Genomic DNA, 14,461 nt, shown 5'->3' with positions numbered 1-14,461 from the left:
CCTAATCGCGATGTATCGAGATGTGTACCCATCCGGGCACCGATGGCCGGCGCGGGGCTAGGGAAGGTTCTCGCGAAAGATCACCTGGCTGCGTGTCGATTCGATGCCGAGCAGCAGGTCGCGGCCTTCGCGCAGGTTGATGAAGATCCGCACGCAATTCATGATCGTGGTCTGCGGGCTCTGGGTGATCACGGCGTCCATCGTGCCGTCGATCAGCAGGGCCCGCGTGTCGGGCGTGAGGCCATGGCCGATGAACACCACCTTGCGGTCCTGGCCGCTTTCCTTGAGCCCGCGTCCGATGCCCTCGGCGCCGCTGCCGATGTTGTAGATGGCCGCCAGATCGGGGTGGCGTTCGAGCAGGGCGCGGGTCTGCCGGTAGTTGGTGCGCTCGTCGTCGTAGCCCTCGCGCAGGCCGACGACCTCCATGTGCGGGTACTGCTCGGCGAACAGGTGCAGGAACCCGGCCTCGCGCTCCTCGTGGGCCCGATAGCTCAGCGAGCCCGCGATCATCGCCACCTTGGCACGCCGTGCCGGTCCGACGAAGCGCGCGATCAGGTAGCCCGCGGTGCGCCCGGCCGCCCGGTTGTCGAGGCCCACATAGGCGGCGCGCGGCGAGTTCGACAGATCGGACACCACGGTCACGGTCGGCACCCCATGATCGGCCAGCCACGACACGGCCTCGCGCACCACCGGATGCTCCAGCGCCATGAAGACCACGCCGTTGCAGTCGCGCCCGCGCCGCCGCAGCGCCGTCGCGAGCGCGTCGGGGTCGAAGCTCTGGACGAAGGCGACCCGGCAGTTCACGTTGAGCGGCGACCAATGCGCCTTCAGGAAGCGTACCGATTCCCCGAGCATGCGCAAGAAGCGACCGCTGCGGTCGGGCAACACGAACAGCAGCTGCATCGGCGGCGGCGCCAGGGCCGCATACAGTTCCGACTGCGGCAGGTACTGCAGCTCCGCCGCCGCCTTCAGGACGCGCTGCACCGTGGCCGGCCTGACGCCGGGCCGCCGGTGGAGCACGCGGTCCACCGTGGCGCTCGACACGCCGGCCGCCAGGGCCACGTCATTCACGCCGGGCAGGCTGCGCGCCACGGCCGCTCCTCGAAAAATCCATCAAAAAGCATCAGAACCGGCGTTTGTCGAACAGGGTCGCCAAGCCTATCGTAAGCACCTCCTCGCGGCAATCGGGAGGGCATCACTCAGGAGCACGGATGGAGACACAGGCAAGACTGGCGGGGCGCGTGGCCCTGGTGTTCGGAGCCGGATCGATCGGCGAGGGCTGGGGCAACGGCAAGGCGGCGGCGGTCGCCTATGCGCGCAACGGCGCCCGCGTGGTGGCGGTCGACCACCATCTCGAGGCGGCGCAGGCCACCTGCGAAGCGATCCGGGCCGAGGGCGGCGAGGCGCTGGCCGTGGCGGCCGACGTCACGCTGCTGCCCGACGTGCAACAGGCGGTCGCGTCCGCGCTGGACGCCTGGGGCCGGGTCGACGTGCTGCACAACAACGTCGGCATCACCTCCCAGGGCGGACCGGTCGAGACCAGCGAGGCCATGTGGGACCGCGTGATGACGGTCAACGTCAAGAGCATGTTCCTCACCTGCAAGTGCGTGCTGCCCCTGATGGAGGCGCAGGGCCGCGGCGCGATCGTCAACATCGGCGCGCTGGGCGGCGTGCGCTGGACCGGCTACGCCTACTGCGCCTACGCCGCCTCGAAAGGCGCGGTCAATTCGCTGACGCAGAGCGTGGCGCTGCAGTACGCGGCCAAGGGCATCCGCGCCAACTGCATCCTGCCCGGCGTCATGGACACGCCGCACATCTACCAGCAGATCTCGGGCTTCTACCAGAGCACCGACGAGATGGTCGCGGCGCGCAACCGGATGTCGCCCACGGGCTGGATGGGCGATGGCTGGGACGTGGCGAACGCCGCCGTCTTCCTGGCCTCCGACGAGGCCCGCTACATCAACGGGGTGGAACTGCTGGTGGACGGCGGCCTGCATGCACGCTGCAACTGACGCTCCGTCAATTCCATCAAAATCCATCAGATCCGAGGTTTGCGCCCGCCCAGGTCGGGCGTTATCGTCAGCTGAACAACAGGAGACAAGACAATGGCCCTTTCGAATTCGCTCACGCGCCGCAGCCTGCTGCGCTCCCTGTCGGCGCTGCCGGCGGCCGGCATCGCCAGCGCCCTGCCCGGACTGGCGCATGCCGCGCCCGAATTCAGCTTCAAGTACGGCAACAACCTGCCCGTCAGCCATCCGCTGAACGTGCGCGGACAGGAAGTGGCCGCCCGCGTGGCCGCGGAGAGCAAGGGCCGCATGGAGATCAAGCTGTTTCCGAACAACCAGCTGGGCGGCGACACCGACATGCTGGCCCAGGTGCGCAGCGGCGGCCTGGAGATCTTCAATCCCGGCACGATGGTCATCGCGACCGTGGCACCGCTCAGCGCCATCACGGCCGTCGGCTTCGCCTTCTCCAACTACGACCAGGTCTGGAGCGCGGTCGACGGCAAGCTCGGCGACAGCATCCGCGCATCCTTCGCCAAGATCGGGCTCTACACCTTCGACAAGATGTGGGACAACGGCTTTCGCCAGATCACCACCAGCACGCGCCCCGTGGTCACGGCGGCCGACCTCGCCGGCATGAAGATCCGCGTGCCGGTGAGCCCGATGGGCATTTCGCTGTTCAAGGCGCTGTCGGCGGCACCGACCAGCCTGCAGTTCAGCGAGGTCTACTCGGCGCTCCAGACCAAGGTGGTCGATGCCCAGGAGAACCCGCTCGCGATCGTCCAGACCGCCAAGCTCTACGAGGTGCAGAAATACTGCTCGCTCACCAACCACAGCTGGGACGGCTATCACCTGGTGGTCAACGGGCGTGCCTGGCGCGGCCTGCCCGACGACCTCAAGCTGATCGTGGCGCGCGCCTTCAACGAAGGCGCGCTGCAGCAGCGCGAAGACCTGCGCAAGCTCAACGAGTCGCTGCAGGCCGACCTGACGGCCAAGGGCCTGGTGTTCAACCAGGCCGCCGCCGACAGCTTCCGGGCCCAGCTCCAGAAGGCCGGTTTCTACGCCGAGTGGAAGGGCAAGTTCGGGCCCGAGGCCTGGGCGCTCTTGGAAGCGACCGCCGGCAAGGTGTCCTGAGATGAACGTCGGCCACGCCAAGGGCGTCGGGCCGGCATCGAGTCTGCTGGAGACGCCCGCCACCGGCTGGCGGGCGTCGCTGCATGGACTCGATCGCTGGCTCGGCATCGCCACGGAGCTTCCCGCCGCGGCACTGGTGCTGGCGGACATCGTCGTGCTGTTCACGGGGGTCGTGGCGCGCTATGTCTTCCACGACCCGATCGTCTGGACCGACGAGCTGGCCGGCATCCTGTTCCTGTGGATGTCGATGCTCGGCGCCGTGGTGGCCCTTCGGCGCGGCGAGCACATGCGCATGACGGCCTTCGTCGCCAAGGCCTCGCCCGGCACGCGCGCCTTCCTCGACGTGTTCGCGCTGGCGGCGGCGCTGGCCTTCCTGCTGCTGGTGGTGCATCCGGCCTACGAGTACGCCTCGGAAGAGGCGATCGTCGTGACGCCGGCGCTCGAGATCAGCAACGCCTGGCGCGCCGCGGCCCTGCCGGTCGGCGTGCTGCTGATGATCGTCGTGAGCGTGCTGCGGCTGTTGCAGGTCCAGCCGCCCGGCCGCTCGCTCAAGGCCCTGGCGCTGGTCGGGCTGGTCTGTCTGGTCTTCTGGCTGCTGGCGCCGGTGCTCGCGCCACTGGGCAAGGCCAACCTGGTGATCTTCTTCGCCGGCGTCGTCGGGGCCTGCGTCTTCGCCGGCGTCCCGATCGGATTCGCCTTCGCGCTGGCCACCTTCGGCTTTCTTTCACTGACCACGCGCACGCCGATGATCGTGCTGGTCGGGCGCATGGACGAAGGCATGTCGCACCTGATCCTGCTGGCGATCCCGCTGTTCGTGTTCCTGGGCCTGCTGATCGAGATGACCGGCATGGCGCGCGCCATGGTGCAGTTCCTCGCCAGCCTGCTGGGCCACGTCCGCGGCGGGCTCAGCTATGTGCTGATCGGCGCCATGTACCTGGTGTCGGGCATCTCGGGATCCAAGGCGGCCGACATGGCGGCCATCGCGCCGGTGCTGTTTCCCGAGATGAAGAAGCGCGGCGCCAAGCCCGGCGACCTGGTCGCGCTGCTGGCGACCACCGGCGCGCAGACCGAAACCATCCCGCCGTCGATCGTGCTCATCACCATCGGCTCGGTTACCGGCGTGTCGATCGCCGCGCTGTTCACCGGCGGCATGCTGCCGGGCATCGTGCTCGGCGTGGCGCTGTGCGCCGTGGTCTGGTGGCGCTACCGCCACGAGGACCTGTCGGGCGTGCAGCGCGCCAGCGGCAGCGCCATCGGCCGCGCACTGGTCTACGCGCTGCCCGCCGTCGCCCTGCCGTTCGTGATCCGGGCCGCGGTGGTCGAGGGCGTGGCCACCGCGACCGAGGTGTCGACCATCGGCATCGTCTATTCGGTGATCGCGGGGCTGGCGGTGTACCGGCAGTTCGACTTCCGGCGCGTGCTGCCGATGCTGGTCGAGACCGCGGCGCTGTCCGGCGCCATCATCTTCATCATCGGCGCTGCCACCGGCATGGCCTGGGGCCTCACGCAATCGGGCTTCGCGCAGGACCTGGCCGCCGCCATGGAGGCGATGCCGGGTGGCCGGGCCGGCTTCCTCGCGGTCTCGGTGGTGGCCTTCGTCGTGCTCGGCAGCGTGCTCGAGGGCATTCCGGCGATCGTGCTGTTCGGCCCGCTGATGTTCCCGATCGCACGCGCCGTCGGCGTGCACGAGGTGCACTACGCGATGGTCGTCGTGCTCGCGATGGGCCTGGGCCTGTTCGCGCCGCCCTTCGGCGTCGGCTACTACGCGGCCTGCGCGATCGGCAAGGTCGATCCGGTGGAAGGCATGCGGCCCATCTGGGGCTACCTGGTCGCCCTCGTGATCGGCCTGATCGCCGTGGCCGCCGTGCCGTGGTTCTCGATCGGATTCCTCAAGTAACAACCAGCGCATCCGGAAAGACAGCAATGAGCAGATTCTTCGGCGAGATCCGCCAGGTGGCCTACCTCGTGCCCGACATCGAGGCGGCCATGGACTATTGGTCGCGCGTGCTCGGCGTGGGGCCGTGGTACTACAACCCCAAGGTCCCGATCCGCAACTTCAGCTACCGCGGCGAGCGCTACGAGCCGCACAACTCGGTGGCGCTGGCCAATGCCGGCGGCCTGCAGGTGGAACTGCTGCAGACCCGCAACGACGTGCCCTCGATGTACCGCGACTTCCAGCGCGCCGGCCACGCGGGCGCGCAGCACTTCGCCTACTGGACCGAGGATTTCGATGCCGACCTGCGGCGCGCCGAGGCCGCCGGCTTCAAGGTGTGCATGAGCGGCGAGGTCGGCGAGAACGGCCGCTTCGTGTACTTCGACGACCGCAGCGACCTGCCGGGCTGCCATCCCGGCACGACGATCGAGTTGTCCGAAGTGGCCGGGCCCAAGGGGCGCCTGTTCCGACTGATCCGTGAAGCGGCCCGGGACTGGGACGGCGCCGATCCGGTGCGGCCCTTCCCCGACCTGGACACGCTGTGAACGCGCCGCTGAGGGCCACCTACCTGGTCGAGACGCCGCTCGACCCGGCCGCCGTGGCCGAGGTGATGGCCGGCGAGCAGTCCTGCGGCACCTTCGCCCGCGTCGAGGGCGAGACCGACGCCTTGCGCGCCCGCGCCCGCGCGGTGGTCGAGTCCATCGACGAACTGGAGAGCGTCGCGCAACCCACGCTGCCCAATGCGCTGCTGGCGCGACAGGGGCGCGCGGGTCCCTACCGCCGGGCCCGGGTGCGCATCGCCTATCCGGCCGGCAACGTCGGCGCCAACCTGCCGACGCTGGCGGCCACCGTGGCCGGCAACCTGTACGACCTCGGCGAGGTCACGGGCATGCGGCTCGAGCACCTCGAACTGCCGGCCGCCTACCGCGCCCGCTTCGACCTTCCGCGGTTCGGCATCGCGGGAACGCGCGCCGCCACCGGGGTCGCGCACGGCGCGCTGGTCGGCACCATCATCAAGCCGAACGTCGGCCTCTCGGCCCGGGAGACGGCCGAGCTCGTGGCACGGCTGTGCGCGGCCGGCGTCGACTTCATCAAGGACGACGAGGTCTGCGCCGATCCGGTCCATGCCCCGCTGGCCGAGCGCGTGCCGGCGGTCATGGCGGCGGTCCGCGCGCACCGCGACCGAACGGGCAAATCGGTGATGGTGGCCTTCAACATCAGCGACGAGGCCGACGCGATGCGCCGGCACGCCGACCTGGTCGAGCGCGAAGGCGGCAGCTGCGTGATGGCCAGCCTCAACTGGTGCGGATTCTCGGCCCTGCAGAGCCTGCGCCGCCACACGCCGCTGGCGATCCACGGCCATCGCAACGGCTTCGGCGCCATGTCGCGCCAGCCGCTGCTGGGCATCGGCTTCCAGGCCTACCAGACGCTGTGGCGGCTGGCCGGCGTCGACCACATGCACGTGCACGGACTGCAGGGCAAGTTCGCCCAGGACGACGACGAGGTCGTCGCCTCGGCGCGCGACTGCTTCACGCCGCTGGCCGACGGGATCGACGACGCCGTCATGCCGGCCTTTTCCTCGGGGCAATGGGCCGGCACGGTGCCGGCCACCTGGCAGGCGGTCGGCCGCGACGACCTGCTCTTCATGGCCGGCGGCGGCATCCTCGCGCATCCGGGCGGACCGGCCGCAGGCGTCGCGAGCATCCGCCAGGCGTGGGCCGCGGCGCGCGCCGGTCGCGCGCTGGAGGACGCCGCACAGGATGCGCCCGAGCTCGCTGCCGCGTTGCGCTTCTTCGGCCGATGAACTCGCCGCCCCTGCTCTACTACGGCGACGACTTCACCGGCGCCACGGACGCGCTGGCCACCGCGGCCCGCGCCGGACTCCGCAGCCTGCTGCTGTTCGAGGCACCGGATGCGCCGCGCCTCGCAGCGCTGGGCGCCCTGGATTGCCTCGGCATCGCAGGCGCAGCCCGCGCGATGAACCCGCAGGAGATGCGCGACGAACTGGCGCCGATCGCGGCACTGGCCCGACGCATCGCGCCCCGCGTGCTGCACTACAAGACCTGCTCGACTTTCGACAGCGCCCCCGATGTGGGGAGCATCGGGGAGGCCATCCGCCTGCTGCGGCCCGCGATGGCCAGCGACTGGGTGGCGCTGCTCGGCGGCCAACCGAACCTCGGCCGCCATTGCCTGTTCGGCAACCTGTTCGCAGCCGCCGGGAGTGGCGGCGAGGTGTTTCGCATCGATCGCCATCCGACCATGTCGCGCCATCCGGTCACGCCGATGCACGAGGCCGACCTGCGGCGGCATCTGTCGCAGCAGGGGATCGAGCGGATCGGCCTCGTTCCATGGACGCTCTACGGCGCCGGCGCCGAAGCGGTCGCCGCACGTCTCGCTGCGCTGCGGTCCGATGGCGCACGCGCGGTGCTCTTCGACGTGGCCGAAGCCGGCGACCTGAGCGTCATCGGGCAGGCCCTCTGGCGAAACGCCGCCCAGGCGCCGCTGCTGGCCGTCGGACCGAGCAGCGTCACGGAGGCGGTCGCGCGATCGATGCCGGCGCGTGGTGCGTCCGTGCCCGAGCGCATCGAGGCCGCACGCGGGCCGGTGCTGGTGCTCGCGGGCAGCCTGTCGCCCGTCACGGCGCGCCAGGTCGAGGCCGCCAGGTCGTACGACATCGTGCGGCTCGATGCGTCGCGCCTCGTCGAGGCCGACGGGCTCTACCGCGCGAGCGCGTCGCGCGATCTGTCGGTCAGGCTGGCCGCGGGGCGACACGTGCTCGCCTGCACCGTGTCGGATGGTGGCGCGCCGGCGCCAGTCCCTGCGCGCGAACTCGCCCGCTGCTGCGGGTTGCTGCTTGCGCAAACGCTGACGACCACCCCTGTCTTGCGCCTGGGCATCGCCGGCGGCGACACCTCGAGCCTGGGCGTGCGCGCGCTCGACGCCTGGGGCCTCTCCTACGCCGGCCTCGTCGCGCCGGGTGCGCCGCTGTGCCGGCTGCACAGCGAGTCACGCGCGCTCGATGGCATGGAGGTGATGCTCAAGGGCGGCCAGATGGGCGGGGTGGACCTGTTCGAGCGGCTGGTACATGGCACCGGGGGTTGAGCGATCTCCGGCGCGCGAGTGGGTCATCCGGCATCTCCCTGTGCGATGCGCTGCAAGGCCATCTCGCGCAGCCTGGCACGCTGGATCTTGGTGCCATTGGAACTCTCGGCAACGGGGAAGCGCGCCACCTGCCAGATCCGTGCTGGAACCTTGAAGGACGCAAGGCCCGAGGCGACAGCCTGCTGGAGCCGCTGCACGTCCAGTACCGCGCCCGGCTGGGCGATTGCAAATGCCACGGCCCGCATGCGTCCCTCGATCTCTACCGCGACCACCTGCACCTCAGCCACGTTCTCCTGCGCCTTCAGGGCCTCTTCGATCTCGGCGGGACTCACCAAGTAGCCGCCCAGGCGCATCACGTCGCCTTGGCGCGTCTCGAAGACCAGGCTGCCGTCGTCGCGCAGATGGCCGATGTCCCCGGTACGGAAGAAGCCTTCGGCGTCCAAGGCGGCCTGCGTGGCAGCCGCGTCGTCCAAATAGCCGACGAAGCTGGTGTCCGAGCGGATCTCGATCACCCCGCTTTGGCCGGGTGGGAGCAGCGCGTGCGTGCCGAGGTCGCGGATGCGTACCGCGGCACGCGTGTGGGCAGGCATGCCACCGGCTTGGGTGCGCTGTTCCAGCGGCAGGGTGGCCCGCTGCAGCGCGAACAGCGCTTGCACCTCGCTGGAACCGTAGACGCCAAGCAATGGAACGCCGCGTTCCCAGGCTGCGCGCGCCAGCACGTCCGCACCGGAGCCAAACGCCGCGAAGCCGACAACGCGAAGGCTGGGGAACGGCCGCGCGTCCGGCACCGCGTCCAGCAGGCGCTGGACCATCTCGTCGCTGCCGAACAGGTGAGTGATGCCGTGTTGCGTGATCGCGCGCGCGGCGCGCGTTGCGTCGAAGGTGTCGAGGAGAACACTGGGTCGACCCGCAGCCAACGCGGCCATGGCCGCGCAGAACCCGAAGACGCCGCACAAAGGCAGCGCCGCGAGCAGCGCCGTGCCTTCATCCAGCAGCCCATGGGCCCGCGCGACGCGCTGCGCATGCATGGCCACCGTGCGCTGCGAATGCATGACGAGCTTGGGGCCACGGGTGGTGCCCGAGGTCGTGAACAGGATGCTGGCAGCGTCGGCATCGGTGCCGGCAGGCCGGCTGGCTGGTGCCGGGGGCAGGTCGTCCAGCGCGAAGGCGATTACGGGTTTCCCGAACAGTGTGGCCGGCGGCGCCGTTCCGGCGCTGTCGACCATGGCGATTCGGGTCAAGCTGGCCAAGGCGGCCTGAGGCACATCGGCCATCAGCGCCGTGAAATCGATGCTGTGGAAGTTCGACTGCATCACCAGCAGCCTCGCGCACGACTTCTCCAAGAGGTAGCCCACCTCGTGCGCGCGGTAGCGCGTGTTCACGGCCACGAGTGGCGCGCCGATGCGGGCCAGCGCGAAGTACAGGGCCAGCCATTCCAGGCGGTTGACCAGCCAGACCGCCACGCGGTCGCCGCGCCGGACGCCATGGGCCTGCAGCCAGACGGCCGTGCGGTCCACGGTGGACGCGAACGCGGCGAAGTCGACTGCGCGTCCCTCGACGATGAAAGCCGGAGCATCGCCACGTTCGGCGGCGTGCTGGTCCAGTACATGCAACAGGGTGGGCAGCATGCTCAATACAACTCCATCAACGCGACGTTGTCGCTCAGTTCGTGTGGCTGTGCTTCGCGGATCAACTGGCCGGACTTCATCACGATGACGCGGTCCGAGACCTTCAGCGCTTCCTTGACGTTCTGCTCGACCAGCAGGATGGACATGCCCGTGGCGCGCTGCAGGTCGCGGATCGGGTGCAGCAGGTCCTGGAACAGCTTGGGCGCCAGGCCGATCGACGGTTCGTCCATCAGCAGGCAGCGCGGGCGGCTCAGCAGCGCGCGGCCGATGGACACCATTTGCTGCTGCCCGCCCGACATCGAGCCCGTGCGGCGCCGGTACAGATCCCGAAGCGCCGGCAGCACGGAAAGAACCCACTCGACGCGGTCGGCACGCTCGGCCGCGGGGACGCCGGCCGCCCACATGCCCAGCTTCAGCGTCTCTTCCACGGTCAGGCCAGGGAAGACGCCACGCCCCTCGGGCATCAGCGACACGCCGGCGGCTGTCAGCGTCCGGGGCTCCACGCGTCCGAGGGGCACCCCATCCAGCAGAATGTCGCCGCCCTGGCGCGACAGCAGGCCGAAGAGACACTTGAGCAGCGTCGACTTGCCGGCCCCGTTGTGACCGATGAGGCACAGCACCTCGGCCGGACCCAGCGCCATGTCGATGCCGCCGAGCACCGGCCGGCCGCCGTAACCGGCCACCAGACCGCGGGTCTGCAGCACGGCGCTCATGATGCGGCCTCCGTCTGCTCGCCGAAATAGATCGCCGCGAGGTGCGGGTCTTTCAGGATCGTGGCGGGGTCGCCGTCTGCCAGGAGCTTGCCGCGATCCAGAAAGGCGATGCGGTCAGAAACACTCAAGACGATGTCCAGGTTGTGTTCGATGATGCAGACGGTGACGCCACTGCCCACTGCGCCGCGCAGCAGTTCCAGAAACAGCTTGTAGGAGCCGCGGTCCAGGCCCGACGCCGGTTCGTCCAACAGCCAGATCTTCGCGTCCGCGGCCATGATGCGCGCCAGGCTCAAAAACTTGCGCTCGGCATAGGCCAGCTCGACCGCACGCACCTTGGCCGCATCGGCCAGACCGGTCTTGTTCAGGATCTGCGCCGCCCTGTCGCGCCGCGCATGCGCGCCAGCACGGCCGCCACGCTGCCAGACCCAGGCGCTGGGCTCCATCACGGTGAGCAGGTTGTCCTCCACCGTCATCTGGTCGAACAGCCGCAGGTCCTGAAAGGTGCGAGCCACTCCCATGCGGGCGATGGCGTAGTGCGACCGGCCGAGCACCGAACGGCCCTGCCAGAGGATGTCGCCGGAATCGGGAGCGAGGTGCCCTGTGATCTGGTTGAACAGCGTGGTCTTGCCCGCTCCGTTCGGCCCCACCAACGTGGTGACCAGGCCCGCGCGCAAGTCCATCGTCACGCCGTCGGTGACCTTCAGGCCACCGAAGCTCTTATTCAGGTTGCGGATGCTCAGCAGCACCTGCGGATCTACGTCGGTGCTCATCGGCCGCTCCTTGCGCTGCCCACCAGCCCGCCGGGCCGCAGCATCATCAGCACCACCATGGCCAGGCCGTAGGCGATCTGCTGGATGGCGCCGATCTCCGCCTGCGGCAGGAAGCTCATATAGCTGAACAGGCTGGGCAGCAGCATGAGCAGCAGGGCGCCGACGATCGGTCCGAGCAGCGTGCCGGTGCCGCCGATGATGACCATCGCCATCACCAGCACGGAGTTGTCGAGCATGAAGCTCTCCACGTTGATGAAGCCCAGGTAGAACGCGTAAAGCGCGCCGGCGATACCCGTCAGGGCCGAGGAGATCACGACCGACAGCGTCTTGATCGCCGCCACGTTCTTGCCGAAGGCGTGGGCCGCCGATTCGCTGTCACGGATGGCCTGCAGGTTGCGTCCGAAGCCGGAATTCAGCAGCAAGGTGGTGAGGCCAACGACCATCAGCAGGCAAGCCAGTGACAAGGCGAGGAAGGCCGCGGGATCGCCAAGTTCGCGGCCGAACAGTTGTGCGGGCGGAATACCGATCAATCCACCCAGGCCGCCGGTGGCGCCTTTCCATTCGGCGAACACCGTCGCGCCCAGCACCTGCAGGCCCAGGGAGGCGGCAACGAAGTATTCGCCGCGCACGCGCAGCGCCGGCAGCGCGAGGACCAGCGAGAGCACAGCGGCCGCAGCCATCGCGGCCGGTACGGCCAGCAGCAGCGAAGGGCCGACATGCAGCGCAACATTGGCGGCCGCATAGGCCCCCACGCCAAAGAACACCGCGTGCGCGAGCGAGAAGATTCCCGCGTAGCCCATGATGAAGTTCAGCGTGATGGCCAGTACCGCGTTGATGCACACGAGCGTGGCCAGGTTGAGAACGTAGGAAAGCATGACGGTGCCCTCTCAATGTGCGACAGCTCGGCCGAAGAAGCCGGAGGGCCGCACCAGGATGAAAAGGAAGAGCACGATGAAGGTCACGGCCTCGCTCCATTGCGAGCCGAACTGCAGCAGTGCAAGGTTTTCCGCCATGCCGAGCAGCAGCCCTGCACACGCCGCGCCGCGCAGGCTGCCCACGCCGCCCACGATGGTGGCCGCGAGACTGACGAGCATCGCGTGGTGGCCGATGGCCGGATTCAAGCCCGAACTGGCGGCCGTCAGAACAGCGGCTGGTACCACCAGCAACGAACCCAGCGCGAACACGAACACAGACAGGCGTTGCGGGCTGAGGCCGTAGGCGCGCACCAACTCGGGGTTCTCCGACAGCGCGCGCATGCCCATGCCCACGCGTGTGCGCATCAGCAGGAACTGCAGCGCGCCGAAGAACAACAGTGCGCACAGGATTGCGATGCCGGCGAGGGGGGCCACGAACACGCCGCTCATGACCTCGATGCCCTTGGAAAGCGGCGTAGAAACAGAGACGAAGCTGCGTCCGAACGCCATGCCGACCAGGTTCTGCACGACGATGCCAGCGCCGAACGAGGCCACGAACAAAGTGAAGAACGACCCGCGATGGCGCCGTATCGGCTCATACACCAACCGGTCCAGAAGAACGCCGAAGACGACTGCGGACCCGGCCGCAGCCAGCGCGGCCAACGGCCAATGCAGATGGCGAACGCTGTACAGGTCGTAGAAGACGTAGGCAGCGAGCGTGAAGGTCGCGCCATGGGCGAAGTGAAAGACCTTCGTGGAGCCGAAGATCAGCGAAAAGCCGACCGCGATCAGCGCGTACAGCGCGCCGACCTGCACGCCGTTGACCAGAAGCTGGAACAGGAGCATGGCCGATTCCTCGACCGGTCAACGCAGACCGCTTGCGACGATCTTGCCTGCCTTGCCATCGATCTCCACCACCTGCATGGGGCTGATGACGGTGCCATCGTCTCCGAACGTGACCCTGCCGCCGACCAAGTCGAAGGTCTTGGTTTGCAAACGCTGGGCCAGCAGGCTTTCGCCCGTGACAGGCCTGCCCTGCTGGCGCAACTGCTGCGCCAGCAGGCCGAAGAGGCGCACGGCGTTGTAGTAGTTGGCCACGTAAGCCGTGGGGGCCTTGTGGTGCTTCCTCTGGTAGTCGTCGGCAAAGCGCCGGGTCACCGGGTCGGAGGAACTCCAATCCACGCTCTGCGCCGTATAGAGCGCGCCCAGTGCTTCGGGCAGCCTGCTGGTCTCCGGCACCGAAAAGGCCGAGTAGCTGACGAACTGCTGCTGGAGTCCGTTGTCGCGCAACTGCTTGATGATCTGCGTCTGCTGTGCGCCGAAGGACGCGATGTAGACCGCATCGGGGTTGGCCGCGCGGATGCGCGCCGCGATGCCACTGAATTGCTGCGCCGAAGGGGGCACGGACAAGGATTCCAGCAGTTTTCCGCCAACTGCGGGCAGGGCCTTCTCGATCTCTTTCTGGATCGACTGGCCGAGCGGGTCGTCCACGTAGACCAGCACGAGATTCTTGAGTTTCCTCTCGTTGGCCAGGAACGGCAGGATGGCTTTGACCTCGACGTTGGCCAGCGGAATCACATTCCAGAAATAGGTACCCAACTCGGCCAGGTCCGGGCCGACACCGCCGCCGTTGACCGTCACGGTCTTGCTGCGTGTGGCGGTGGCCGACACGGCCTTGGACACGCCGGTGAACGCCGAGAGCACGTAAGGGACTTTGGTGACGTTGACGAGCTTGTTCATCGCGATCACGCCTTGCTGCGGCAGGCCCTGGCTGTCCTCGTATTGGATGGTCAGCGTGCCGCCCAGCATCTGGTCGGCGTTGATGTGCTCCACCGCCAGGTTGGCGCCGGCGCTGAACACGTCGCCGTAGGACGCATTCGGACCGCTCAGCGGGAACAGCGCACCGATGGTCTGGTTCTGCGCTTGCGCGGCCGGTGCCGCCATGATCACGGCCGCCAGGGCGGCGAACACGGTTGTCTTGCGAAAAATTGACACGCTTTGCCTCCTCTTTGTTATCCGCCTCGAATGCGGAAAGTCTCTCTGGACCCGTTCGATACGGCCCATGCTACGCAACCATGCGCATCCTCACCCTTCGCGAATGGTGAAGGGGGCGTTCGTTGCGCGGCAACGCGTGCTCGATCGAGCAATGCCGCCGACAGCTGTCTGAGATTTTTCATCCAGAAATGGCAGCCAATTCCGAATTGATCGTCCGCAGCCGTGCGACCACGCTCCCGAGCCGGTGCAGGCGCTGCCGGCGTGTCGCC

General features: G+C 68.5%; 13 protein-coding genes. 6 read left to right on the top strand and 7 right to left on the bottom strand.

Annotated elements, in window-relative coordinates; translation table 11 throughout:
- Nucleotides 1-57 precede the first annotated feature (57 nt).
- Nucleotides 58-1,092, bottom strand: a complete 1,035-nt coding sequence (locus QTI33_RS19610) for a LacI family DNA-binding transcriptional regulator (protein ID WP_286507927.1) — start codon at nucleotides 1,090-1,092, stop codon at nucleotides 58-60.
- A gap of 119 nt (nucleotides 1,093-1,211) precedes the next feature.
- On the opposite strand from QTI33_RS19610, the gene QTI33_RS19605 reads away from it, so the two are divergent.
- From QTI33_RS19605 to QTI33_RS19580, 6 genes are all read left to right on the top strand, one after another.
- Nucleotides 1,212-2,012 (top strand): SDR family NAD(P)-dependent oxidoreductase, encoded by an 801-nt coding sequence (locus QTI33_RS19605; protein ID WP_286507926.1) that lies wholly within the window; start codon nucleotides 1,212-1,214, stop codon nucleotides 2,010-2,012.
- A 93-nt stretch (nucleotides 2,013-2,105) separates the two neighbouring features.
- Nucleotides 2,106-3,137 (top strand): TRAP transporter substrate-binding protein, encoded by a 1,032-nt coding sequence (locus QTI33_RS19600; RefSeq protein WP_286507925.1) that lies wholly within the window; start codon nucleotides 2,106-2,108, stop codon nucleotides 3,135-3,137.
- A gap of 1 nt (nucleotide 3,138) precedes the next feature.
- Complete coding sequence (locus QTI33_RS19595) at nucleotides 3,139-5,034, top strand: TRAP transporter large permease (RefSeq protein WP_286507924.1); 1,896 nt, start codon at nucleotides 3,139-3,141, stop codon at nucleotides 5,032-5,034.
- 26 nt (nucleotides 5,035-5,060) lie between these two features.
- Nucleotides 5,061-5,615 (top strand): VOC family protein, encoded by a 555-nt coding sequence (locus tag QTI33_RS19590; RefSeq protein WP_286507923.1) that lies wholly within the window; start codon nucleotides 5,061-5,063, stop codon nucleotides 5,613-5,615.
- A complete protein-coding gene (locus QTI33_RS19585) occupies nucleotides 5,612-6,874 on the top strand; it encodes a ribulose-bisphosphate carboxylase large subunit family protein (RefSeq protein ID WP_286507922.1) in 1,263 nt (420 codons plus the stop codon). The genes QTI33_RS19590 and QTI33_RS19585 overlap by 4 nt, the downstream gene beginning before the upstream one ends.
- Complete coding sequence (locus tag QTI33_RS19580) at nucleotides 6,871-8,172, top strand: four-carbon acid sugar kinase family protein (protein WP_286507921.1); 1,302 nt, start codon at nucleotides 6,871-6,873, stop codon at nucleotides 8,170-8,172. Before QTI33_RS19585 ends, QTI33_RS19580 begins: the two co-directional genes overlap by 4 nt.
- Nucleotides 8,173-8,195: 23 nt before the next feature.
- Here QTI33_RS19580 and QTI33_RS19575 read toward each other — a convergent pair whose 3' ends face one another.
- The 6 genes from QTI33_RS19575 to QTI33_RS19550 are packed head-to-tail and all read right to left on the bottom strand — an operon-like array spanning nucleotide 8,196 to nucleotide 14,192.
- Complete coding sequence (locus QTI33_RS19575) at nucleotides 8,196-9,800, bottom strand: AMP-binding protein (protein ID WP_286507920.1); 1,605 nt, start codon at nucleotides 9,798-9,800, stop codon at nucleotides 8,196-8,198.
- Between the two features lie 2 nt (nucleotides 9,801-9,802).
- Entirely contained in the window at nucleotides 9,803-10,513 is a 711-nt protein-coding gene (locus QTI33_RS19570) for an ABC transporter ATP-binding protein (RefSeq protein WP_286507919.1), read from the bottom strand.
- The gene (locus QTI33_RS19565; RefSeq protein ID WP_286507918.1) at nucleotides 10,510-11,283 is read right to left on the bottom strand and encodes an ABC transporter ATP-binding protein; all 774 of its coding nucleotides are present in this window, start codon (nucleotides 11,281-11,283) and stop codon (nucleotides 10,510-10,512) included. The genes QTI33_RS19570 and QTI33_RS19565 overlap by 4 nt, the downstream gene beginning before the upstream one ends.
- Nucleotides 11,280-12,158: a branched-chain amino acid ABC transporter permease gene (locus QTI33_RS19560; RefSeq protein WP_286507917.1), complete on the bottom strand. Its 879-nt coding sequence runs from the start codon at nucleotides 12,156-12,158 to the stop codon at nucleotides 11,280-11,282. Before QTI33_RS19560 ends, QTI33_RS19565 begins: the two co-directional genes overlap by 4 nt.
- Nucleotides 12,159-12,170: 12 nt before the next feature.
- Nucleotides 12,171-13,043, bottom strand: a complete 873-nt coding sequence (locus tag QTI33_RS19555; RefSeq protein WP_286507916.1) for a branched-chain amino acid ABC transporter permease — start codon at nucleotides 13,041-13,043, stop codon at nucleotides 12,171-12,173.
- 18 nt (nucleotides 13,044-13,061) lie between these two features.
- The gene (locus QTI33_RS19550) at nucleotides 13,062-14,192 is read right to left on the bottom strand and encodes an ABC transporter substrate-binding protein (RefSeq protein WP_286507914.1); all 1,131 of its coding nucleotides are present in this window, start codon (nucleotides 14,190-14,192) and stop codon (nucleotides 13,062-13,064) included.
- Nucleotides 14,193-14,461: the final 269 nt, after the last annotated feature.

The sequence above is a fragment of the Variovorax davisae genome (genome assembly GCF_030316845.1).
GTDB lineage: Bacteria > Pseudomonadota > Gammaproteobacteria > Burkholderiales > Burkholderiaceae_C > Variovorax > Variovorax davisae.
This window is presented reverse-complemented; position numbering and strand designations above follow the sequence as displayed.